This is a genomic window from Marinomonas sp. (assembly GCF_039940335.1).
GTDB lineage: Bacteria > Pseudomonadota > Gammaproteobacteria > Pseudomonadales > Marinomonadaceae > Marinomonas.
In genome coordinates, this window is record NZ_JBDVGW010000005.1 from 1 (window position 1) to 24,685 (window position 24,685).

General features: G+C 44.8%; 20 protein-coding genes and 2 tRNA genes. 16 read left to right on the forward strand and 6 right to left on the reverse strand.

Annotated elements, in window-relative coordinates:
* Window positions 1–64 precede the first annotated feature (64 nt).
* From ABJF92_RS02030 to ABJF92_RS02040, 3 genes are all read right to left on the reverse strand, one after another.
* A tRNA-Asn gene (locus ABJF92_RS02030) sits at window positions 65–140 on the reverse strand.
* Window positions 141–182: 42 nt separating this feature from the next.
* A tRNA-Ser gene (locus tag ABJF92_RS02035) sits at window positions 183–273 on the reverse strand.
* 62 nt (window positions 274–335) lie between these two features.
* The gene (locus ABJF92_RS02040) at window positions 336–1,400 is read right to left on the reverse strand and encodes a polysaccharide deacetylase family protein (RefSeq protein WP_446814185.1); all 1,065 of its coding nucleotides are present in this window, start codon (window positions 1,398–1,400) and stop codon (window positions 336–338) included.
* 204 nt (window positions 1,401–1,604) lie between these two features.
* Between ABJF92_RS02040 and ABJF92_RS02045 the strand changes: the two genes are divergently transcribed.
* The 4 genes from ABJF92_RS02045 to glsB all read left to right on the forward strand — a co-directional run bounded on the left by ABJF92_RS02045 (window position 1,605) and on the right by glsB (window position 5,783).
* Window positions 1,605–2,801 carry a glycine C-acetyltransferase gene (locus ABJF92_RS02045; protein WP_446814186.1) on the forward strand — a complete coding sequence of 399 codons (1,197 nt, stop codon included), beginning with the start codon at window positions 1,605–1,607 and terminating at the stop codon, window positions 2,799–2,801.
* A 9-nt stretch (window positions 2,802–2,810) separates the two neighbouring features.
* On the forward strand, window positions 2,811–3,836 hold the full coding sequence (gene tdh / locus ABJF92_RS02050) for an L-threonine 3-dehydrogenase (protein WP_446814187.1): 1,026 nt from the start codon (window positions 2,811–2,813) through the stop codon (window positions 3,834–3,836).
* 86 nt (window positions 3,837–3,922) lie between these two features.
* Window positions 3,923–4,726 carry an NAD(+) diphosphatase gene (gene nudC, locus ABJF92_RS02055; protein ID WP_446814188.1) on the forward strand — a complete coding sequence of 268 codons (804 nt, stop codon included), beginning with the start codon at window positions 3,923–3,925 and terminating at the stop codon, window positions 4,724–4,726.
* A 145-nt stretch (window positions 4,727–4,871) separates the two neighbouring features.
* On the forward strand, window positions 4,872–5,783 hold the full coding sequence (gene glsB, locus ABJF92_RS02060; protein WP_446814189.1) for a glutaminase B: 912 nt from the start codon (window positions 4,872–4,874) through the stop codon (window positions 5,781–5,783).
* 48 nt (window positions 5,784–5,831) lie between these two features.
* On the opposite strand, the gene ppnN is transcribed toward glsB, so the two are convergent.
* Window positions 5,832–7,205 carry a nucleotide 5'-monophosphate nucleosidase PpnN gene (ppnN, locus tag ABJF92_RS02065; RefSeq protein ID WP_446814190.1) on the reverse strand — a complete coding sequence of 458 codons (1,374 nt, stop codon included), beginning with the start codon at window positions 7,203–7,205 and terminating at the stop codon, window positions 5,832–5,834.
* 420 nt (window positions 7,206–7,625) lie between these two features.
* Here ppnN and ABJF92_RS02070 point away from each other — a divergent pair, with 420 nt between their 5' ends.
* Window positions 7,626–10,046 (forward strand): EAL domain-containing protein, encoded by a 2,421-nt coding sequence (locus ABJF92_RS02070; RefSeq protein WP_446814191.1) that lies wholly within the window; start codon window positions 7,626–7,628, stop codon window positions 10,044–10,046.
* A gap of 14 nt (window positions 10,047–10,060) precedes the next feature.
* On the opposite strand, the gene ABJF92_RS02075 is transcribed toward ABJF92_RS02070, so the two are convergent.
* Window positions 10,061–10,726: a glutathione S-transferase gene (locus ABJF92_RS02075; RefSeq protein ID WP_446814192.1), complete on the reverse strand. Its 666-nt coding sequence runs from the start codon at window positions 10,724–10,726 to the stop codon at window positions 10,061–10,063.
* 764 nt (window positions 10,727–11,490) lie between these two features.
* Here ABJF92_RS02075 and ABJF92_RS02080 point away from each other — a divergent pair.
* The 11 genes from ABJF92_RS02080 to ABJF92_RS02130 all read left to right on the forward strand — a co-directional run bounded on the left by ABJF92_RS02080 (window position 11,491) and on the right by ABJF92_RS02130 (window position 23,671).
* Complete coding sequence (locus ABJF92_RS02080) at window positions 11,491–13,194, forward strand: purine-cytosine permease family protein (RefSeq protein WP_446814193.1); 1,704 nt, start codon at window positions 11,491–11,493, stop codon at window positions 13,192–13,194.
* An 18-nt stretch (window positions 13,195–13,212) separates the two neighbouring features.
* Window positions 13,213–14,718, forward strand: a complete 1,506-nt coding sequence (locus tag ABJF92_RS02085) for a mannitol dehydrogenase family protein (RefSeq protein ID WP_446814194.1) — start codon at window positions 13,213–13,215, stop codon at window positions 14,716–14,718.
* Between the two features lie 186 nt (window positions 14,719–14,904).
* Complete coding sequence (locus ABJF92_RS02090; RefSeq protein WP_446814195.1) at window positions 14,905–16,488, forward strand: putative bifunctional diguanylate cyclase/phosphodiesterase; 1,584 nt, start codon at window positions 14,905–14,907, stop codon at window positions 16,486–16,488.
* Window positions 16,489–16,606: 118 nt separating this feature from the next.
* Window positions 16,607–16,954, forward strand: a complete 348-nt coding sequence (locus ABJF92_RS02095; protein ID WP_446814196.1) for a metalloregulator ArsR/SmtB family transcription factor — start codon at window positions 16,607–16,609, stop codon at window positions 16,952–16,954.
* A gap of 245 nt (window positions 16,955–17,199) precedes the next feature.
* Window positions 17,200–17,988, forward strand: coding sequence for a DeoR/GlpR family DNA-binding transcription regulator (locus ABJF92_RS02100; protein ID WP_446814197.1), 789 nt, complete (start codon window positions 17,200–17,202; stop codon window positions 17,986–17,988).
* Entirely contained in the window at window positions 17,985–18,986 is a 1,002-nt protein-coding gene (locus ABJF92_RS02105; protein WP_446814198.1) for an ABC transporter ATP-binding protein, read from the forward strand. Before ABJF92_RS02100 ends, ABJF92_RS02105 begins: the two co-directional genes overlap by 4 nt.
* Before the next feature lie 34 nt (window positions 18,987–19,020).
* Complete coding sequence (locus ABJF92_RS02110) at window positions 19,021–20,304, forward strand: ABC transporter substrate-binding protein (protein WP_446814199.1); 1,284 nt, start codon at window positions 19,021–19,023, stop codon at window positions 20,302–20,304.
* A 51-nt stretch (window positions 20,305–20,355) separates the two neighbouring features.
* Window positions 20,356–21,219, forward strand: a complete 864-nt coding sequence (locus ABJF92_RS02115; protein WP_446814200.1) for a carbohydrate ABC transporter permease — start codon at window positions 20,356–20,358, stop codon at window positions 21,217–21,219.
* Between the two features lie 23 nt (window positions 21,220–21,242).
* Window positions 21,243–22,052: a carbohydrate ABC transporter permease gene (locus ABJF92_RS02120; protein ID WP_445976788.1), complete on the forward strand. Its 810-nt coding sequence runs from the start codon at window positions 21,243–21,245 to the stop codon at window positions 22,050–22,052.
* Complete coding sequence (locus ABJF92_RS02125; protein ID WP_446814201.1) at window positions 22,052–22,891, forward strand: endonuclease/exonuclease/phosphatase family protein; 840 nt, start codon at window positions 22,052–22,054, stop codon at window positions 22,889–22,891. The genes ABJF92_RS02120 and ABJF92_RS02125 overlap by 1 nt, the downstream gene beginning before the upstream one ends.
* A gap of 6 nt (window positions 22,892–22,897) precedes the next feature.
* Window positions 22,898–23,671, forward strand: a complete 774-nt coding sequence (locus tag ABJF92_RS02130) for an HAD family hydrolase (protein ID WP_446814202.1) — start codon at window positions 22,898–22,900, stop codon at window positions 23,669–23,671.
* 45 nt (window positions 23,672–23,716) lie between these two features.
* On the opposite strand, the gene ABJF92_RS02135 is transcribed toward ABJF92_RS02130, so the two are convergent.
* Entirely contained in the window at window positions 23,717–24,553 is an 837-nt protein-coding gene (locus ABJF92_RS02135) for a LysR family transcriptional regulator (RefSeq protein WP_446814203.1), read from the reverse strand.
* Window positions 24,554–24,685 lie beyond the last annotated feature (132 nt).

Sequence of the window (24,685 nt, forward strand, 5' to 3'; positions counted from 1 at the left end):
GGATTCGAACCCCCGACATCCTGCTCCCAAAGCAGGCGCGCTACCAGACTGCGCTATACTCCGATGGCTCCTCGAACTGGACTCGAACCAGTGACCCAATGATTAACAGTCATTTGCTCTACCAACTGAGCTATCGAGGAACTAATTTTATCTTGTTCGCAACAAACTTCCTTTAAGGAAGATGGCGGAGGAGGAGAGATTCGAACTCTCGGTAGGCTATTAACCTACGCCAGTTTTCAAGACTGGTGCATTAAACCGCTCTGCCACCCCTCCGTTGCGAGCGAGGTGTATATTACTGATTTGAAATTTCAGTGCAACATTTTTTTTAAAAATTTTTAACTTTTTTCACTTACATAGCCCAGTTCTGCAGACGTACGTATCCAGACATTGGAATACCAGTAATAATGCTGGCCAGAATAATCAGGCATAGTGCAGTTAATGCGACCGCGTCCAACAGGAAAAGGCTTCATTGCCGTTGCCACTACTTCATTATCTGTTACCCAATCTAGCGTCGCTTTACCTTGGCCTGATACGTAACAGGTCAAATCTTTAAAGCGGTATTTACCTTCTTTAAACGTTAGCTTGAGTGAGACGGGCTGATCGGTCGCAAAATCGCCTCCGCGTTGTGCTTCAAGCAATGGCATTGGCTTAGCGTTCAGCTTGGTTTTTAATGTCGATAACTTGGCGTAATTCCCTGAGGCAGGGAAGCGCGGCAAGTTTTCAAAATCTGAATCAGCACTCACAACACCGGACTGCTGACCAAAGGCCATAATACCTCGTTGCTTCATCAAGTCCCGAATCGTTCCATTTGATTCGCCGTACGGATAAGCCAACATTTTAGGTGAATGACCAAGATGTTTATTCAACAAAGTCTCGACTGCATCCACTTCATCTGTCATACGTTGCAGCCAAGCCTCATCCGACTCCCCTTCTAACTTACGCAACATATAAGGATGGCTCACCGTATGATTGGCAAATACACCGCCTGCGCTTTCCATTTCTTTCATCTGTTGCCAAGTAAGAAAATGGCGATTAGATTGCTCCACTGGCTGAGTATTAATAAACACAGTGAAAGGGAAGCCGCGCTCCTTCATGATAGGAAAGCCTGCCAAATAAATATTACGGTAGGCGTCATCAAAGGTAATGGCGACAGCTTTTTCTGGTAGAGCTTTATGAGCTTTTAAAGCTTCTAGCGCTTGGTATAGATCAACAACCTGAAAGCCTGCCGTTTTTAGGTAGTCCATTTGCTCGGTAAATTGCTCTGGCGTGACTGACGTCGAAAATGGCGTACTCTCGCCCACATGGTGATATTGCAACACAGGTAAATAATCTTGTGCTTGCACTGCTGCGCTAGCACATAGTGCACCAGTGACGATTCCATACATGATTTTTGACGACATATTTATCTCTCTTTAATTTCAATAGCTTCATTCTACGCGACACACGCCCCACATGAACAGCCAAGAGAGCCTTAACATTAACCAATAAACAAGGACAACTGTTATGGTCGTTTTACTAGGTCACTGCCTCTACAACCAAACCACAATCCCTTCTACACTCAAACTTAAGACATTAACCACTTATTATTAAACGTAGAGGTCGCCATGAGTAAGTCATCTTTTTATCAGCAGCTTGAAACCAATTTAAACCAACTTGATAGCCAAGGCCTGTTTAAAACAGAGCGCCCTCTTACCTCTTCACAATCCAGCCTAATCACCACCCAAGATGGCCAGCCGCTTATTAATTTATGTGCAAATAACTATCTTGGCCTTGCCAATGATCAGGGCGTTACTCATGCGGCCCACCAAGCCTTAGATGAGTATGGCTATGGTATGGCTTCGGTACGCTTTATCTGTGGGACACAAAACACTCATACCGCATTAGAAAAGAGCCTCAGTGAGTTTTTACAGATGGATGACACCATCCTCTACTCTTCTTGCTTTGATGCGAATGGTGGACTCTTCGAAACCTTATTGGACAAAGAAGATGCCATCATCAGTGATGCCCTTAACCATGCCAGCATTATAGACGGCGTGCGCCTATGTAAAGCCAAGCGCTACCGCTACGCCAACAACGATATGGCAGAACTTGAGGCGACTTTGCAACAAGCCGATAGCGATGGTGCCAGAACCAAGTTAATCGTGACCGATGGAGTATTTTCCATGGACGGCATTATTGCTGACCTAAAATCCATCTGTGATCTGGCGGATAAGTACGACGCCCTAGTGATGGTGGATGATTCCCATGCAGTAGGCTTTCTGGGAGAAAACGGTCGAGGCAGCCACGAGTATTGCCAAGTATTAGGTCGTGTCGACATTATTACTGGCACCTTGGGCAAAGCGCTAGGTGGCGCGTCTGGTGGTTACACCAGCGGAGCAAAACCTATTATTGATTGGCTACGTCAGCGTTCGCGTCCGTATCTGTTCTCTAATGCGTTAGCGCCAATGATTACCGCCACCAGCTTATACATTTTGGAATCTTTAAAACAAAGTGGCGAAGCGCGTCAACAACTCAGAACCAACAGTCAATATTTTAGAGAAAAGATGAGTGCGCTTGGCTTTGAGCTCGTGCCCGGCGACCACCCTATCATTCCGGTTATGCTGGGCGATGCTAAACTGGCTCAAGACATGGCCAACGCCCTTTTCCAAGAAGGCGTATTTGTGACCGGTTTTTCTTACCCCGTAGTCCCCATGGGCAAAGCAAGAATTCGCACCCAGATGTCAGCAACTCTGACTATAGAACAGCTCGACACAGCCATTGCCGCTTTTGCAAAAGTCGGTAAAAACCTAGGTATTATTTAAGAGGTTCAGATGAAAACATTAGCCAAAACTCACGCACAACCAGGCATCTGGATGACCGAAGCAGAAGCACCAGAATGCGGCCATAACGATGTGGTCATCAAAATTCGTAAAACGGCTATTTGTGGTACCGACATGCACATCTACCATTGGGACGATTGGGCACAGAAAACCATTCCAGTCCCCATGGCGATTGGGCACGAATTTGTTGGAGAAATTGCGCAAATCGGCCCTGAGGTTTCAGGCTTTGAAATTGGCGATCGTGTGTCGGGTGAAGGTCATATTACCTGTGGTCACTGCCGTAATTGTCGTGCTGGTCGTCGTCATTTATGTCGAGAAACCATAGGTGTTGGGGTAAATCGTAGCGGGGCTTTTTCGGAATATCTCGTGATTCCTGCCAGCAATGCCTTCAAGATTCCTAATGACATCAGTGATGACATGGCGGCGATCTTCGACCCCTTTGGTAATGCCGCTCACACAGCTCTCTCTTTCGACCTTATTGGTGAAGATGTACTGATAACAGGAGCAGGTCCAATTGGTGCCATGGCTGCGGCCATTGCCAAGCATGTGGGCGCGCGCAATGTGGTCATTACCGATGTAAACGACTATCGCCTAGCCCTCGCCAAATCCATGGGCGCCACAAGAACTGTCAATGTCCAAACCGAATCCCTAAAAGACGTCATGACAGAACTTAATATGCACGAAGGCTTTGACGTGGGATTAGAAATGTCAGGCAATGCGATGGCCTTTGAGTCCATGCTGGAAAACATGAACCATGGAGGCAAAATTGCCATGTTGGGTATTCCTAGCAAAGACACATCGATCGATTGGAATCAGGTAATCTTCAAAGGCTTAATTATCAAAGGTATTTATGGCCGTGAAATGTACGAGACTTGGTATAAGATGGTCGCTATGCTGCAATCAGGCTTAGACATTAGCCCTATCATTACTCACCATTTTTCAGTTGATGATTTCCAACAAGGCTTTGACACCATGGCGTCGGGGCAGTCTGGTAAAGTCATTCTAGATTGGCAATAAAATCCATGTGTTAATGCCAGAGTATGTTGCGTCTTGAAGAAGATAGCGTTAGCGTTATCTTTTCAAGATCGCAACAGAGCACAAACATGTTAGAAATTGGCACTCAACTCCACCCTACTCCGCACCCTGATGCCTTATTTATACTGCTGCATCGCAATCAAGTTCTCGTTGAAGCGGACAAACGCTACCTCTTCAAGCTTGCCGAGTTTCAGCCCGACGCATCGATGAGTGCGGTTTTCTGCGGTCAGTGGCAAGGGCAAGATGTTTTTGTGTGCAGCTTCACCAACTTGCCAAAAGGCTTTATTGAAGCAGACTTAAGAGAATTACTCTTTACTCAAGATAATGACCAATATCTACTACTCAGCCGTGCTCACCAGCTAGCCACCTGGGACAAAGACCATAAGTTTTGCGGCCGCTGTGGTACTAAAATGGACAAAAAGCACCCACGGGAGCACACCAAGATTTGTCCAAGTTGCAACTTGCGCCATTACCCAAGAATATCCCCCTGTATCATAGTGTCCATTCGTAAAGGCAATAGCGTCTTGCTTGCCCGCGGCTTACACGCCCCAAAAGGCAAATTCAGTAACATCGCAGGTTTTGTCGAAGCAGGTGAAACCTTAGAGCAAGCCGTGGCCCGAGAAGTACAAGAAGAAGTTGGGCTGAAGGTGAAAAATATACGTTATGTGGACAGCCAGCCGTGGTCTTTTCCTCACCAGCTTATGGTGGGATTTTTCGCGGACTACGAGAGTGGTGAGATTCAGCCCGCCCCCGGTGAGATTGACGAAGCCGACTGGTACCCTCTCGATGACTTGCCGCATATACCCAACCCAGCAACCATCTCAGGCCAATTGATACTGCGCCACATAGAACATATTCAACAGCAAGACTAGCATTGGTTCACCGCTAATAAGCCTCCAAATCATAGGAGGCTTATTTACTCTCCTCATTAGTCATAAGCCGTCAAAAAACATTTTGGCTTTGTATTCTCTATGCCTATACTAAGCGCTCTTTTTTACTCGGCTAGATGAGCGCATCGTGCAAGCACTACTTCAATCTATAGAACAAAGAGTTAAGCCACTTATAGGCAAGGGTAAAGTGGCGGACTATATCCCTGCTTTATCGAGTGTTGATGGCAACCAGTTTGGCATCGCGATCTACGGTCACGATGGCTCTCTGTATCAAGCAGGTCAAGCGGATACGCCTTTTTCTATTCAAAGTATTTCGAAGGTGTTTAGCTTAACGCTAGCCATTAAACATTATGGCGAAAGTATGTGGCAACGAGTGGGGCGTGAACCTTCAGGCAACCCATTTAACTCCTTAGTACAACTCGAATACGAAGCAGGCATACCTCGTAACCCTTTCATAAATGCTGGCGCCTTAGTGGTCAGCGATATGATTCAGTCTCGTTTCGCTACACCTCATTATGCGATGCGCGGCTTTATCCGTCGCCTAGCAAACAACCCAAACTTACACTCGGATAAAATTGTTTCTGATTCTGAATACGAGTTTCGGGCTCGCAATGCTTCCATGGCGTATTTAATGAAGGCCTTTGGCAATTTCGATAACGATGTTGAAAGCGTCTTGCACAACTATTTTGACAACTGTGCCATGAAAATGAGCTGCGTGGATTTAGCCAAGGCTTTTAGTTTTCTGGCTAACAAGGGGGTTTCCCCTCACACTGGAGATAGCATTTTAAGCGCTAGAGAAACCACTCAAATTAACGGTTTATTAGCCACCAGTGGTTTATATGATGAAGCAGGTAACTTTGCTTATCGCGTTGGTTTACCGGGTAAAAGTGGTGTTGGTGGTGGAATTATTGCCATTGTACCGAACCGTTATTCCATTTGTGTCTGGTCGCCAGAACTAAACAAAGCCGGCAATTCCTTAGCAGGTATGGCGGCCTTAGAAGCCCTTTCTGCTGACCAAGGCTGGTCGGTCTTTGGTTAAGCCATAAGCCAACAAAGGGCGCTCAGCGCCCTTTGTGTTTCACCTTTACTAATCTGTTAAAACTTTATAACAAGGGGTGTATTCACTGCCCGGTAGTTTCATTCTTTGTTGAGTTACAAAAGCTTGTAAGAGAGCGTCTAATTTAGCGAGCAAAGCACTGTCCCCATGGATTTCGAAAGGTCCATGCTTTTTAATGTAAGCCACACCTTGAGCTTTAACATTCCCCGCTACAATCGAAGAGAAAGCCCTTCGTAGATCCGCCGCCAACAAATGTGTCTCTTGATCAAAATGTAAATTCAGCTCAAGCATTTTTTCATGAGTTGGTTCAAACGGGTGCTGGAACTCTTCAGGAATATACAATTTCCAATTGTAATAAAACGCATCCTGTTGCGATTTACGGTATTGGCGTACTTCTTCAAGGCCTTGCTTCATAACACGCGCCACTTCCACTTCATCATCAATAATGATGCGGTATTTATTCTGCGCCTCAACCCCTAGTACATCGCCAATGAAGGCATGAATCTGCTCAAAATAGTCAGCACTTTCTTTTGGCCCAGAGAATACCAGCGGGAAAGGCACATCGGCGTTATTTGGGTGTAGCAGTATGCCAAGAATGTAGAGAATCTCCTCGGCTGTACCAGCCCCCCCAGGAAACACGACTATACCGTGCCCTGTGCGTACAAAGGCCTCTAGTCGCTTCTCGATATCAGGCATGATGACCAACTGATTAACGATAGGATTAGGAGATTCCGCAGCAATAATGCCTGGTTCTGTTAGACCCAAATACACACCACTACGATTGCGCTGTTTGGCATGGGCGATAGCCGCTCCCTTCATGGGGCCTTTCATGGCACCAGGGCCACAGCCAGTACAGATATTCAAATCACGTAGGCCCAACTCATGACCGACTCGTTTCGTATAGTCGTACTCGTGGCGGGCAATAGAGTGACCACCCCAACACACCACCATATCTGGACTTTGAATGCGACGAAACACATTGGCATTTCTCAGCAATTCAAAAACCACATTGGTGATTTCATCGGAGCTAGCTTCTTTCTCATTACGCACCAAGCTGTATTCATGGTAAGAAAAAATAATATCGCGCAGCACACTAAACAGCATTTCACGCACGCTGCTAATCATTTTGCCGTCCACGAAGGCACTGGCTGGTGCATTGGTAAGCTCTAGTTTCACGCCACGCTCTTGCTGGACGATCCGAATACCGAAGTCTTGATATTTATCCATGACAGCTTGCGGATCATCCAAGTCGCTACCACAATTTAAAATGGCTAGTGCGCAGCGACGGAACAAATCATTTAAAGGTCCGGATTTTTCGGACATTCGGGAAATTTCATTTTGAGACAGCATTTCTAGTGCGCCCTTAGGTGCGACTAATGCATCAATACGACCTTCATATGTCATATTCGCCCTCCTTCATTTTTATCTATAGGCGTTTGGTTTTCTTTCATCATGTGTCTTTCATCATGCACTAAAGTCAAAGTAAATAAAAACAATTAATTAGGTTTGATTTTGACACTTCTATATGAAGAGTAATCAGCTTTCATTGCACTTTATCAACCTTCGATTTAGATATCTAAATGCCTCTAGAGTTCGTTAATGGAGCCAAGACAAGCCCAATTTTTCATGCAGTAATATCTAGGTTTAATTAGCTAACATAATAACCACAAAACAATACAAACATGACTCTAAAAGGTTTTCGGTCTTTTTCGCCTTACAAATCAGGACGAAACATCACACAAGACTTTCAGCTTTTGCATGAAAATTAACCATTAATAAAGAGTTCTTAATTATTCCTATCCGTTAGTCATCCTGAGGTTGTATATGGGCATAAATGCAGCAGTAAAGCGTAATCCATGTAAACTATTGTTACTAGTATTAGGCCTCTATCAAACCAGCTTGTTTGCAGATGAATTAGAGCCTATTCGTTTACAACTTAAAGCCCCTCATTCATTCCAATTTGCAGGCTACTACGCAGCTAAAAAACTAGGTTATTACCAGCAAGAAGGGCTGGATGTGGAAATTGCAGCGGCAAAATTCGGACAGAATGTTGTTGAAGAAGTGGCTTCTGGCAGAGCTCAGTATGGTGTCGGGGACGAAGACCTGCTGATTGCCAGAGACAGAGGCTTCCCAGTCGTTTTGCTAGCCGCCATTTTTCAGCATACCGCCTCAGCCCTACTGGTAAACAATCATATTCTCAGTTTGCACGATTGGCATGATAAGGACATTATGGTTAAGCCTGACTCAGCGGCTTTACTGGCCTACCTTAAGAAAAACGGCATACTCATCAGCTCGCTAAATATCGTTAGGCATACCTTTGACATTCAAGATTTGATTGATGAAAAAATAGATGCCATAGGGGTAGACTCTCCTCTAGACGCCTTTCATTTAGAGACCATTCACTACCCTTACAAAGTTTTCACACCTAGATCATTAGGTATAGACTTTTTAGGTGACAATTTATTTACTAGTCAAAAGGAAATCGACCAGCATGCGGATCGTGTAGAAACCTTTCGTAAAGCCAGTGTTAAAGGTTGGCAATATGCCTTAGAGAACCAAACAACCGTTATTAATTGGATTATCAAAGATTACGACTCTTACTTATCTAAAGCGGCCCTAACCTTCGAAGCCAACGCCCTTTACCCACTCTTAGAGCCAAATTTAGTGCAGTTAGGCTATATAAACAAAGAGCGCTGGGCAAACATGGCCGCCACTTATTTTGATGTGGGTCTCACTCAACAGCCGTCCTTGGCAGAGGATTTCTTTTATTCGCCACCAAGTAAGCAAGACTACAGCATTGTCTATATTGTATTGACGGTCACCTCTTGCATCATCATCGCGTTATCCATGTTGGCAATCTTTGTAATGCGCACTAATCGTAAACTTGACGTGGCATTAGGCGAAAGCCGTCATGCAGAGCAAAGGATTTGGCAGCAAGCAAATTTTGATTCACTCACCAAATTGCCTAACCGACACAACTTTAAAACAGCACTGGATAAAAAAGCCACCTCAGCGCTAGATAAAGGTGAAACACTAACGCTCCTGTACCTAGATTTAGATCGTTTTAAAGAAGTAAATGATATTCATGGTCACGATGAAGGCGATAGAGTGCTCATTCAGGCCACTAGTCGAATGCAAAATCGTCTCCCAAATTTATGTATGGTTTCTCGTTTAGGTGGTGATGAGTTCACTATTATCATTGAAAATGTGAACGACCGAGCAACTATTGAGGCCATTGCACAGCGTATACTAAGTTGTTTGCGTCAGCCTTTTAGAATTGGTTCTGAAAGAATCTTTTTATCTGCAAGTATTGGTATTGCTCAACTACCTCTACATTGTACCGATGCAGACTGTTTAATTAAGTATGCAGATGAAGCTATGTATGCTGCCAAACATTTAGGACGCAATCAACTTCACTGGTTTACTAAAGAGTTACACGACAATGTATTGAATCGGATAGAGCTAATTTCTGACTTGCGTACAGCGATTAAAAATCGCGATTTTAGTTTGGTCTATCAACCTATCATTGATTTACAGAGCCACAAAATAATTAAAGTAGAAGCATTAATTCGCTGGCAGCACGCTAAAAAAGGCTTTATATCTCCCGCCGTCTTCATTCCTATGGCTGAAGAAGCGGGCTTAATTAATGAAATAGGAGATTTTGTCTTTCGTAGCGCGATAGCTCAGCTTGCTGATTGGCGTAATAGTATTGCTCCAAACCTCATGATTAGCATCAATACCTCACCCGCTCAATATTTGAACGAGCCAAATATCATGGTTGAGTGGTTCGATTTACTGCATGAGCTAACCTTCCCAGAGAATGTTGTAACGCTCGAAATTACTGAAAGTATGTTGATGCACAATAAAGATGCCATCACAACCCAGCTGCTTGCTTTTCGTGACCAAGGAATACAGGTCGCACTGGATGACTTTGGGACAGGTTATTCGTCTTTAGCTTATTTGAATCGATTTGATATTGATTTTATTAAGATTGACCAATCCTTTGTAAAAAGCCTTGAACTGAACAACAGTGAACAAACCCTATGTGAGGCCATCATAGATATGGCGAAAAAACTCGGCTTACAAGTCATCGCGGAAGGCATAGAAACAAATGATCAAATGAACATTTTAAAAACAGCAGGCTGTCAGTTTGGTCAAGGCTATTATTTGTCTTACCCACTCACTGCTGCGGCCATTACAGAGTTACTTCATCAACAAAGCCTAGTACTCATCAAGTCATCATGAGTGCTAGGCCGAGCCTATAATGTTTTAAAAGCTCCCACTTTTTTCACGGCATTGATAAAACCTGGTTGGGCTTCTAATGCTTTGATGTAGTTCAAAATGTATGGATAAGCCGACAAGTCTACTCTGGATTTTGACGCTATTAATGGAAAGCTCATTTGAATATCCGCCGCAGAAAAGGCATCCCCAGCCAACCATTTATGCTGCTGCAATCTCGCTTCTATATAGCTTAATTGAGGCGCGAGTCGCGGTAAGATAAAGTTTTCTTGAATCTTTGTCATCAGCATCTTGGCAATGGGTTTAATAAAGAATGGCATAGGATTTTCAGGCACCTTCATTAATACCAACTTCATTACCAACAATGGCATGAGCGAGCCTTCGGCGAAATGCAGCCAGTAGCGGTAATCTAATAGAGCTTGCCCTGCAAATGGGCGAAGCTGAAAATCTGGGTCGTAGGTATCCAGCAAGTATTCGATAATGGCTCCCGACTCAGCCACCACAAGATCACCGTCACATAGGATAGGAGACTTCCCTAACGGGTGTATCGCCTTTAGGGACTCTGGTGCAGAAGCACTTTGAGGGTCTCGCTCATATTGCACCACTTCGTACTGCAGACTGAGTTCTTCTAATAGCCACACAACACGTTGCGAACGTGAATTTTCTAAGTGATGTACCGTTATCATACCGCCTCCTACAATGACGAATAGTGGAGGTGTATATCGCCCCCTACATTTCTGATACTAAGGTTACGTGAAAAACTTCAAAAAAGATTGGCTACTTTTCGTAATCCCCTTTTCCACTTTATATTTCAGTAACGATCTCTTGTCTTGTATCCATCAAAAACCACTAACCTGTCTTTTTATTTAACACGCCGGGCAATATCCATTAGTGGCTACTAAATGCTCAAAAACCAAAATAGCCAAAAACTATTAATAAAAACTTATTAAGAGATATGATCAACAAAATACCAATAAAAAGCAAATATGTATTTGTTTTAAAATTGATCAGTATTTCGCCATATAAGTTCATATTTAATGCACATTTCATCACAAAAAACGATTTACAGCACAAAAACTGCTGGTAAAGTTCACCGAATTTTTAAGCTGGTCAAATCATAAGCGTTCATTTTTTATTCAATTAAACAATGAATGCCAGTATGACTGAATGAAAACTGCGCGGCGAAAATCGCGACTATGTCTAGCCTTCTGGTTATTCATCACTGCATTTCACCACTTGTATATGCGTTCTAATACCAAAATATAGAACTGATTTCATATGAAGATAGTGACACTCACCTATATCAACTTCCTGTTGGCGGCTCGATCGCCTGTGTCCTTGTGCGCCTCTTTCTTTTTAGACCAGCTTATTCTGTCGCCTGTTCGTAATGTGTTAGGCGGCTTGGGATTCTCCCAACCAACCCTTGATCCAAAAATAACGAGATAACAAGATGAGTTTTGAAAAACTAGACAATGTCAGCGAGGAACAGCTGCCAATTGCTAAGCATAAACAGCATGGATGGAAGCACTTCCTCGGTCTCTACGCGGGTGAGCATGTTGCGGCAACTGAATTTGTCATCGGGGCTACTTTCGTGGCTCTTGGTGCAAAAACCATGGATATTTTACTGGGTTTGCTAATTGGTAATATTCTAGCCATTTTGAGCTGGACGCTTATTACCGCGCCTATTGCGACACAAACACGACTCAGCTTGTATACCTATCTTGAAAAGATCGCTGGCCAGTCCATGACCAAGCTCTATAACTGGGCGAACGTTATCATCTTTACGGTGATATCCGCCGCCATGATTACGGTCTCCAGTACGGCGGTACGTTATCTATTCAATATCCCAGCTCAGCTAAATTGGTACCCAACAAACCCTTGGTTTGTTTTGGTGGTATTAGCCGTGGGGGTTGTAGTGGTATTCGTTGCTATGTACGGCTTTAAAACAGTGTCTGAGTTTTCCAGTATTTGTGGTCCATGGTTGTTTGTCATGTTCGGGTCGGGGGCTCTTGTGATGATGCCCGCTCTTGCCGACTCGGTGTTAGGCACCACGACGTTAAGCAGTATCAAAGACTTTATAACCATAGGAGACCAATCCATTTGGACAGGGGTGAATGCCCATGGGGAGCCTGGCATTGGCTTGCTAGAGGTGATTGGTTTTGCTTGGGCTGCTAACACTATTACGCACTTTGGCCTGATCGATATGGCACTGCTTCGCTACGCTAAAAAGCCTATCTACGGCTTAGCTACCAGCTCTGGCATGTTATTTGGCCACTTCATTGCTTGGATCTCTGCAGGCATCATGGGAGCCGGCACAGCAGTTTTAGTGAAAAAGTCTATCATCGAACTTGACCCAGGCGACGTTGCTTTCCAAGCACTTGGTTTATCTGGTTTTGTTATCGTGATTATTGCCGGTTGGACCACAGCAAACGCTAACTTGTACCGTGCAGGACTTGCCGCACAAGCCATTTTCCACCGTTACACTCGCCGTCAAACAACCCTTACTGTGGGCCTAGTGACAGTTATTGTGGCCTGTTTCCCATTCGTATTCGGAAAAATGCTACCGCTATTAACCTATGCAGGGCTATTAGTTGTACCTGTAGGTGCGATCGTGTTTGCCGAGCATATGATTTTTCCCAAAATTGGCTTTAGTCGCTACTGGGTGAGCTATAAGAAACTGACTCACAGCACGCCAGCCGTCGCTGCATGGGGCATTGGACTAGTATTTGGCTTTGGCCTTAACGCCTTAAACATTATCCCTTTCTACTACCTCTTCTTGCCTGCTTGGGTTGTGACCATTGTCGTCTATACCTTGCTTGCTAAACGCTATGGTGCTGACAAGGCTTACCCGCAAGAGCAAGCCGAAATGGAACGTCAAAATCAATTGGTTGAAGAGTACCATGAGCACCAAGCACAACAAGTTGATCCGATTGTTGAAGACACCTCTTTGTTGTCAAAAGCACTGAAAACTATCACTTGGGTAAGCCTAGGCATCACACTAGCGTTGGCATGCATCACCATGTTCGCCAGCCCAGACATGACTAGCTACTTAAACAACCGTGATACGTTCTACCTATACGGCTTTATTTGCACCCTTGTGTACTTCGTTGCAGCCTACTGGGCATTGCGTCGTAAAAAAGCCTTACAAGCGTAATTTTTTAGAGAATCACTGATGAACACAGCCATTACATTACAGCAAGCAAGCCTCACACAATTACCTGCCGAGGTGACTTACCCAAGCTACAACCGTAGCCAGGTAAAAGCAGGTATCGTTCACATTGGTGTCGGTGGTTTCCATCGATCCCATGAGGCTTTTTATACGGATCAATTACTTGCAACCACTGGAAGTACTGAATGGGGCATTTGCGGGATTGGATTACGTGAAGGGGACCGCAAAATTGCCGACGTACTGAAGCAACAAGATTACTTGTACACTTTGGTGGTTAAGCACCCTGACGGTAAAGTCGAAAACCGTGTTATTGGCTCTATTATTGATTTCATGTTGGCTTGCGATAACCCAACTGCTGTCATTAATAAAATGGCCCATGTGGACACAAAAATCGTCTCCCTGACCATTACCGAGGGTGGCTATAATTTTAACCCTGCAACGGGTGACTTCGATTTTACCAATCCAGATGTACAGCATGATCTGACTCACCCAGATCAGCCAAGAACTGTATTCGGCTACCTTACCGCAGCTTTAAAAGCGCGTCGTGTGATAGGCCTGCCTGCGTTTACCATTCAGTCTTGTGACAACATTCAGCACAACGGTAATATGACGCGCAAAATGGTACTGGCGTTTGCTCAGCAACAAGATGCAGACCTTGCCCAGTGGATCGCAACGGAAGTGTGCTTCCCGAATGCTATGGTGGATCGTATCACGCCTGTTACGACCCTTGCGGACATTACAACCCTTGAAGAGCAAGGTGTGACGGATGCTTGGCCTGTGGTTTGTGAACCTTTCACACAATGGGTCATTGAAGATACGTTCTCTAATGGCCGTCCGGCTTGGGAAGAAGTAGGGGCTCAGTTTGTAGAAGACGTAACCCCTTACGAGACAATGAAAATTCGTCTACTAAATGCGGGGCATTCTGTGTTGGGGCTGTTAGGCTCATTACACGGCCATGAAACCATTGATGGTTGTATCGCAGACCCTTTGTTTGCGACTTTCTTGCGTCAATTTATGGATGTGGAAGCAACACCTGTATTAGACCCGGTGCCAGGCATTAACCTAGACCAATACAAAGACACCTTGATTGAGCGTTTTGGTAACCCGAACGTGAAAGATAACTTGGCACGTATCTGTCTAGAAAGCTCTTCTAAGCTGCCTAAGTTCTTGATTTCGACCATTACGGAAAACCTTGCTAAGGGTGGACGTATTGAGCAAGCAAGCTTGGTGCTGGCCGCTTGGTGTTATTACTCAGACAAAGGTGTGAACCAAGCAGGTGAACCATTAGATATTGTCGACGAGATGAAAGTGGCATTGCATAACGCAGCAGCAGCCACTCAAGAGGATATCTTAGCCTTTGTGAAACAGAGCAGTATTTTTGGTGATTTGGCCAACAATGCTACTTTTGCCGAGACTTACTCACGCTTAGTGGGTGAGCTTTACAACCAGCGTAACATTGCTCAGCAAATGCAAGATATGCTACCAACCGAAGCGCAACGCATCGCCTAACCTTTGCGAAACAAAACGGTAACACCTTCAAAACCTTACTGATTAAGTCAGTAAGGTTTTTTTATCTCTTGGCAAAACAAGTCCCTATTCAAAAAGACGTTCAGTAAATCGTACAAAAGCGCTAAACTGTGCCTGTGACAGGCTGCTGGCTAAAGACCCCTTTATGTAAAATACTAAGGTGAAAGAATGAACTGGATGTCAATAATTCTAACGCTGACGGGTATTATTACCCTTGTATTCAGTTTAAAACCTGCGTCACAAATCTGCCAAGAAGACCATCATTTTGGTTGGCGAGTTCTGTCCTTTCTCATTCTCTTTTTTATCTTAGGCTACAGTGCAGCCTTATATTATTTAATCCAACACCCTGTTGAAAGTGGCCTAGATGAAGCCTTCTCGGTGATATTGTGTGGCGGTGGTTTTTTCGTCTGTATCGTCATCAATATGAGCCTAAACAGTATTATTAAAATCGAACAAGTGGCTGAACAGGAAAGACATAACGCCCTGCATGACAACCTCACAGGACTACCTAACCGAAAATACTTATTGCTGAAAATGCAGTACTTTCAGCAGCAAGAAAAAGATTTTGCCCTGCTCTCCATCGACTTAAATAACTTCAAGCAAGTCAACGATGCGTTAGGCCATCACTATGGCGATGAGCTGTTAGTGGCTGTGTCAAAGAGAGTAAACAGCATACTTCCCCAGTCCGCGTTTTTGTCACGTTTGGGAGGGGACGAATTTGCCATTGTTACGCCACCCGCTAAAAAATCCGACTATATGAGAATAGTCGAGATGGTACATGATGCTCTAAAGGACCCGTTCAAACTGGTGGGCTACGACATTAATGTTTATATCAGCATGGGCATTAGCCTGTTTCCTGAAAACACCTCACATATCGATGAATTAATGAAGCAAGCCGACATGGCCATGTATGTTTCTAAAAATAAACGACTTGCTTTTACTCTATTCAACAAAGACTTAAGTCAGGGTGTCAATGAAAGGCTGGCCATTTCTTCACGCATTGAGCAAGCTATAGACAAACACGAATTCGAACTGCACTACCAAGCGATTGTCGATAACAATAAACACATTCATGGTGCCGAGGCGTTAATTCGCTGGCCACAACAAGATGGCAGTTTTATCGACTCAGAAACTTTCATCAAGATCGCAGAACAGAGTACATTGATTGATAAAGTGACCATTTGGGTTCTGGACCAAGCAGTCAAAGACTATGCGCAACTTATCGCACAGGGCTTAACTGGCCCACTGCACATCAACCTTTCAGCACAAAACCTGCAAAGCAGCTTGTTTTTCCAGCATGTCTCGAAGTTGGTGGAAAAACAGCATATCCAGACAGGGCAATTTGTTTTTGAAGTCACTGAAAGTGCCATGATGACCAACCTACAAGCCACTAAAAGCATGATGCAAAAATTCCATGCCATGGGTTTTGAATTTAGCATTGATGACTTTGGCACAGGTTTCTCCTCTTTTTCACTATTACGGGAGCTGCCAATTAAGCAGATTAAAGTTGATCGCTCGTTCGTCACCCAAATGACCGCCAACGACATCAACCATTCGATCGTAAAATCTGCGGTTTACCTAGCTAAAAATTTAGACTGTAGTGTCGTAGCAGAAGGGGTTGAAAATGACACTGTGGCACATTTATTAGCCGCATTAGAATGTGATTACTTACAAGGCTACCTGTTCAGTGACCCTCTTTCGTTGGCAGATTTTAGCGCTCTATTAAACGCTAACACTACCTATTCAAAATAAAGACAAACCTATGCCTTCACTTAAGTTTCTGCTAGATTTAGGGCGACTTTTTGTTTTAGAGGCTCAATCGTCTAGATACGCCCTAACCCTTTGACTGACAAGAATATACACAGAAAAAATGATCATTAACCCTATCAAGTTCTACAAATGCCTTGCCGATGAAACCCGCTTACGTTCTATTATGTTGATACAAAGAGAGCAAGAACTCTGTGTTTGTGAACTCATGGCAGCATTGGATGAAACTCAGCCAAAAGTGTCTAGACATCTGGCATTATTAAGACGTGATGGCCTGCTGACGGATCGTCGCCAAGGCCAATGGGTGTACTACAAAATCAACGCTCAACTGCCCCAATGGGCAGTTAACGTCATCACAGAAACGAGCCTGAGTAACAGTGAGTTTATCGAAGAGAACTTAACCAAATTACAAAAAATGGGCGATCGACCCGAGCGCCAAAGCTGTTGCTAGAGTCACCAGCTAACAGACCAACCTGAATTTCCATATTCACCTGAACGCGCCATAATCGTTCAGGTGTCTTCATTTTTCTAGCATTTCTCTTTTCATACAATCCATCACTCTATTTTAATCGATTAACACCCCATCAAACCGCCCTTCGGGCCACCGACACAAAACTGTCAAAAATCGTTCAACAAACCTTCACACGAAACCAATAGTATTTCGATCGATAGAAAAAATACATATTAGGGTTTCGAATGATAGACAACTTATCAACAAGACAAAAAGAGATTCTGGCGCTACTCAAAAACCACGGAGGCAAGGTGTCCAGTGCTGAGCTCACACAACATTTTGACGTGTCGGTACAGACCATACGAAAAGAGTTGAACCTGCTCAGCGAGTTGGCATTGGTAAAACGCGTCCACGGGGGAATCTGCTTACCAGTACAGCGTAGTAACTTGTCTTTTTCGAATCGTCAAATTATTCACCTAGAAGAGAAAAAGCAGATTGCCAGCCAGTTAGTGGCGTACTTGCCAGAAGGCTGCAGCCTATTTTTGGGTATAGGCACGACTCCTGAGCAAATTGCCCGTCACCTGATTCATCACCCGGGCTTAACTGTCATCACCAACAACCTAAATGCCGCCATCGCCTTATGCGAAAACCCTAATATCGAAACTCATATGGTCAGTGGCCGCATACGCGGCACCGACCAAGACGTAGTCGGTGAAGACGCTACTCAATACCTCAGAAAGTTTCAGGTTAACTACGGTATTTGCGGAGTGGGAGGCATCTCCAGCACGGGTGATTTACTCGATTTTTCACCTGAAGAATCCCACTTATCCCAAGCTATTTTGGACAACTGTGAACAACGTCTTTTAGTGGCAGATCAGCACAAATTCCAACGCAGCGCGCCTGTTAAAAGCAGCCATTTGAAAGATATCGATATGTTTTTCACCAACCATATTTGTCATGAGCTCATGCAATTATGCGAGCACCATGACGTGAAAGTTACAACGGCAGATAACACATCTGCGAGGGCATTATGAGTTTTTTAAAGGTTTCCAACTTAACCAAAGAATACGCTAATCATTGCGTCGTCAATGATATTAGTTTCTCTATCGAACAAGGGGAATTCATCTCCCTACTAGGGCCAAGCGGTTGTGGTAAATCGACCACTTTAAACATGATTGCAGGGCTGGAGTCCCCTAGTGGCGGTGAAATTCATCTAGGAAATAACAACATCACCCACTTGCCACCCGGCAAACGTGGCTTATCCATGGTGTTTCAGTCCTATGCTCTATTCCCTCACCTAACCGTGAAGGAAAACATTTTGTTTGGCTTGAAAGCACGGCGGGTGGATAAACAAGAGCAGATTAAACGACTCAAGCATGCCATAGAGCTGGTGGGTCTTGAGGAACATATCCACAAGAAACCCAGCCAGCTTTCTGGTGGCCAATGCCAGCGTGTGGCGCTAGCTAGAAGCATCGCTTCACAAGCGCCATTGTGTTTGATGGATGAGCCGCTTTCTAACCTAGACACCAAGCTGCGGAACGAAATGCGCAATGAGCTGCGTCAGCTACAAAAGAATCTCGGCCTAACCCTAGTTTATGTCACCCACGATCAGATCGAAGCCATGAGTATGGCCGACAAGATCATACTGTTAAACCAAGGACAAGTAGAACAACAAGGTACACCTGAAAGCTTCTATCAACAGCCAGAGTCAACGTTTGTTGCGCGGTTTATCGGTCATCCACCCATGAACCTGATTCCCCATGGGGAGCACATCATTGGGATTCGCCCTGAACATATCGAACTGAACTCGGCAGGCCATGCCGCCACGATCAATAGCTGTGATTATCAAGGCGCGACCACTGTCATCAATGTGGACATTGTCTCTGGCCCCTATCAAGGCGCTAAAGACATTCAATTGTCCCTGATGGGTAAACATCATTTAAGCACAGGCGCACAGCTCAACATCCTTTGGCCTGAGCAAGAACAACACCTTTTTTCCAAAACAACTGGCAAACGTCTTGCCGGGGTATAGCACTATGAAAATCAACCTGAAAGGAGCGACTGTAATGCGTAAAAACCTGAAGAAACTTCTCACTGTGGGAGCAATAGGGCTGAGTTTTTCAGCGTTAGTGCATGCCAAAACTGAATTAACCATGTACTACCCTGTCTCCGTTGGCGGGTCATTAACCAAGGTAGTGGACTCCATTGTGGCCGACTTTGAACAACAAAACCCAGACATTGACGTTAATGCAATTTATGCTGGTAACTACAATGATGCCCGCGTTAAAGCGTTAGCAGCACTCAACAGTGGCAAGCCAGCACAATTATCCGTGATGTTCTCCATTGATGTTCATGAACTGATGGATTTAGACGCTATCGTGCCATTCGACGAAGTGATCAGTACCCCAGAAGAAAAAACTTGGCTAAACAGCTTCCACCCAGCATTAATGGAAAACGGCCTAGTCGATGGTAAAACCTACGGCATTCCTTTCCAGCGCTCGACCATTGTTATGTATTACAACAAAGACATGTTCCGCGCCGCAGGCCTTGATCCAGAAAAAGCCCCAAGCAGCTGGCAAGAGCTGATCGACATGGGCCAGAAACTGACGAAAAAAGACAGTTCTGGCAAGGTTACCCAGTGGGGTGCCATGATTCCTTCCACGGGTTATCCATATTGGATGTTTGGTGCCTTAACGAAAGAAAAAGGCCACAAATTAATGAACCAAGCGGGCAACAAAACCTACTTTGATGACCCGAAAGCCATTGCCGCTTTAGAGTTCTGGCAAGACCTAGGTGATAAATATCAAGTGATACCAAAAGGCACCATTGAATGGGGCACCCTTCGCCAAAACTTCCTAGAAGAAAAAACCGCCATGATGTGGCATTCGACCGGTAACCTGACCGCAGTGAAAAATGCGGCGAAGTTTGACTTCGGTGTGGCTATGTTGCCTGCCAATGTAGAGCGCGGTTCACCAACAGGTGGCGGTAACTTCTACCTATTCAAAAACGCAACCACTGAAGAGAAAAAAGCGGCTTTAGAGCTAGTGAAGTTCATGACATCACCAGAGCAAGCGGCTAAGTGGAGCATCCAAACAGGCTACATGGGCATCAGCCCAGCGGCTTATCAAACGCCAGAGCTGAAAGAGTATGTAAGCAGCTTCCCACCTGCGGCAGTGGCGCGTGATCAGCTTAAATTTGCCACGGCAGAGCTGTCTACGCACCAATCAGGTCGTGTACGCAAACTGCTAGATGATGCTATCCAAGCAGTACTAAACGGCCAACAGAGCGCTGAGCAGGCGTTAACCTCTGCCCAGAAGCAAGCTGATCGTATTCTGTCTCGTTACCGTTAATTTTCACCTGAATACAGCGGGGCCTTTGTTGGCCCCGCACTGAGATCAAAAATGTTTAAAACTTACAAAGCCCAAGCTTGGTTATTATTGGCACCAGCCCTAATTCTTCTGGTCGCTTTTACTTATTTCCCCATTGGCAATACGGTATGGCGCAGTTTTTTCGGCTTTGGCGTACAAATGGGTGACTACCTCAGCGATGAGAACTATGCCCGCTTAATGGAAGACACCGTTTTCTGGAAGGTCCTGAAAAACAACCTGCTTTATGCCCTAGTAACAGTGCCTGCTTCCATCGTGCTGGCATTAGTCATGGCCCTATGGGTCAACAGCAAGATTGCTGGGCAAAGCTTTCTGCGACTTTCCTTCTTCACTCCCACTATGTTACCGATGATCTCCGTTGCAAATATTTGGTTGCTGTTTTACAGCCCAGAAATTGGCTTATTTAACAGTGTATTAGAAAGCTTTGGTGGCTCAGGAATCAATTGGTTAGGGGACCCGGACACTGCCCTGTACAGTTTGATGGCGATGACCATTTGGAAAGAAGCAGGCTTCTTTATGATTTTTTATCTCGCGGCATTACAAACTATCTCGCCTGACTTATATAAAGCCGCCAGAACCGAAAATGCTTCTGCTTGGTACATCTTTAGACGCATCACTTTTCCACTGCTGATGCCGACGACGTTATTTGTTTTCGTGAACGCCTTACTGAATGCGTTTAAGTTGATTGACCACCTTTTTATCTTGACCAAAGGCGGCCCAAACAACGCAACCAATTTGTTACTTTATTATATCTACGAAAACTCATTTTCCTTTTTCGATACCGCCTATGCTTCCGCACTTACTGTGGTCTTGCTACTGGTGTTGATCATTATGGCACTCATTCAATTCGGCATTATTGAACGTCGTGTTCACTATTAATTCCCTAACAGTAGAGATCAATCATGAATAAGTTATTCACCGCCTGCTCTTCTAGTGTCGCTTGGGTCTTCGCTCTGCTTTGGGTGTTTCCTTTGCTGTATGCCTTTTGGGCGGCGTTTCACAGCGCAGAATACGCCACCAGCTTCCAGCTTTTTGCGCCATTGGAAATCAACAATTTTATTAAGGCTTGGGATCAAGCGCCTTTCGTTCGGTACATGCTCAATACCTTCGCGATCAGTCTATTGACCCTAGCAGGACAATTAATCGTCTGTACCTTAGCGGCTTATGCGCTCGCGCGTATTGCCTTTCGAGGTCGAGCGTTAATCTTTAGTTTGATCATTATGCAACTGATGGTGACACCGGAAATACTCATTGTAGAGAACTACCAAACACTTGCTCAATTACGCCTTATTGATACCTACTTTGCTGTGGCCATTCCTTATATGGCCAGTGCCTTTGGTATTTTCTTGCTACGCCAGAGCTTTAAAAGCGTACCGATGGATTTGGAAAATGCTGCCAAGCTCGAAGGTTGTAACCTTTTACAAATCATTTGGAAGGTCTATGTGCCACTCGCTAAACCCACCTATGTGGCTTATGCCTTGGTGTCGATCAGTACCCATTGGAATAATTTTCTTTGGCCTCTGGTGGCGACCAATACCGAAAATAGTCGCCCGTTAACCGTAGGCTTGTCTATTTTTGGCGCGCCAGAATCCGGTGTGGACTGGGGCGTCATTTGCGCGGGCACCTTGATCTCTATCGGGCCATTACTGGTGGTATTTATTCTCTTTCAGCGCCAGTTCATCCAATCCTTTATGCATGCAGGAATTAAATAATGCGGATAATCAGTTGGAACATTCAGTCCATCAAGGGTTGCGATGATGTCTATGATAGCGAGCGAATTATTAAAGATATCAAGGCCTTTGGCGAACTTGACGTTATCTGTTTACAAGAAGTGGCTCGCTATATTGAGCCTTATAACAATGACGACCAGAAACAACTATTTGAAGAGGCCTTTGCCGACTACCACAGCGCTTGGGCACCGGGCTTTAGCCGCCCTTTGGATGCTCACAGACAACAAGAATTTGGTAATCTCACCTTGGTAAAACACGGTAAACTGTTGGATCAGCGCAGTCATCAGTTGCCTATGCCTTGTGTGCTACCCGCGATACAAATCCCTAGAACCCTGGTAGAAACCGTGATTCGCTATCATGATTCGAGTATTACTCTGCTTAATACCCATCTTGCCTATCATTCAGCGCTAGAGTCCCAGCAACAGTTAGAGTTTTTAGCCCATTTAAAAACTCAGATTCTGAGCCATGTATCGCCTTTGCAAACATCGAACCCTGCACGGTTCGATCAAGATGCTTACCACAGTGCAGAAAAGGGTCATCATGTACTGCTTTGTGGTGACTTAAATGTTGCGCTTGATAGCCCTTCTTACCAACAACTTACGCAAACGGATGGCTGGCTTGATTGCGCCATGCTTACCGCCAGCAACTCGCGACAACCAACCTGTGGCGTGCATGACCAAGCACTTTGGCCTGAAGGCCCACACACCCGAGATTACTTCCTGTGTGGTTCGAGTTTGCAGAACCTTATCGACACGCTGGAAGTGAACACAGACACCATGGCTTCGGACCACCAGCCCATCTGCCTTACTTTAAAAGACTAATTACTTATGACTATGCCAGAACCATTACCAACCCAGCTTAGCCAAAACATTCGCGTGCTATTTACCGATGTAGACGACACACTGACCTACAACGGCGAGATTCCCTTCGAGACAATACAAGCTATACATCAACTAAGAGCGGCAGGTATTTTAGTGGTACCTGTCACCGGCGCCAGCGCTGGCTGGTGTGATTGCTTATTAAAAACCCTGCCGATCAAATACATTGTCGGTGAGAACGGTGCCTTTTATATGGAACAAGCCGAGGGTGGCCATACTATTACTCACTTTCTAAAAGCGGCTGAACGGGTTGAAAAAGACCTCTCGCAATTGAAGGAGCTTGCTCAACAGCTGAAAACCACCTTTGCAGATATCGGCTTTACGCAAGACCAAAATTTTCGCATTAGCGATGTGGCGCTGGACATCGGTCAGGCTGTCAAAGTCGAGTTCTCAAGAGCAAAACAAGCCACTGAATGGCTGAAATCTCAAGGTGTAAACGCCAAGCTTAGCTCGATTCACATCAACACTTGGATCGGCAATTACAACAAAGCCAGTGGTGCTCTGGCATGGATTGATGCCCAACAAATCCCCTTAGCGCAATGTGCTTTTATCGGTGATTCCACCAATGATGAGGCCATGTTTGAAGCCATGCCGTTATCCGTCGGCGTGGCCAATGTACAAAAATTTTTACCCACCCTGAGCCATAAGCCTAACTACATTACCCAGCAAAATGGCGGGCTAGGTTTTGTCGAACTTGCCAAGGCACTGCTAAATAAAAACTAACAGCAGCCTGCTATCATCACCCCACAGAAAGGTTTGTGGGGTGAATCACAACAGCTGCTTTTTCACTGATAAAATGGTGTTAATAAGGTGATCAGGAAAGTTTTGATCCTTTTTATGGGCCAAGCCCACCACCCGCTTTAACTTCACATCATGAAGTGGGCGTAAGCAAATGTCATCACGACCACGAGAAGAATGCTCAGGGATCAAGGAGATGCCCAAACCTGCAGCAACCAGATCCAGTGCGTATTCCTCAGTTTTCACTTGTGCGCGCACATCGGTGGTTAACTCCTGCTTTTGCATGAGGTAGTTCCAAGACTCCAAGATGTCACAAGAAGTACGAGAGATAAAAGGTTGATTATCAATTTGCTTAATAGACAATGAAGCGAATTCTGCCAAAGAATGTTCAAGAGGCATGGCAATCACATAGTGATCTTCCCATAAAGGATAAAAGACATCTTCCTTGGTGATGTAATGATTGCTAGTGAAGTACAAATCCGCACTCTCGGACTCATCGACTAATGTGAGACTTAATCTTGGTACCTCATCAAGCATGGTTTTAATAGCCTGACTCACCAATGCACCGGAAAGAAAGGGTGTCAAAGATATAGATAAGGTAAGTGGTGCGGGAGACTCAAGAAATAGGCTGCGCATATCACTTAAATCGTTCACCATTTTGCAGGCATAGGGGTACAGCAATTTACCACTGTCTGTTGCAGAAACTCCCTTTGAATGGCGTACAAACAGCTTAACATTTAGGTCTTCTTCTAAATGCGCCACCATAGTAGAAATAGAGGGTTGGGCAATGAAACATCGCTTTGCGGCAGCATTAAAACTACGCTCTTCGTACACGGCAATAAAATAACGTAACGATCGAATATCCATAGCTCATCACACCTTGAATCGAATAGCTCATAATATATCGAACTCAGGCAACAAATAGCTATAGGAAAAACCTTTACCTATAGAAGATAAACAGTATTTTCTATTCGTTAACAGGCTCGATATGGTTAATGA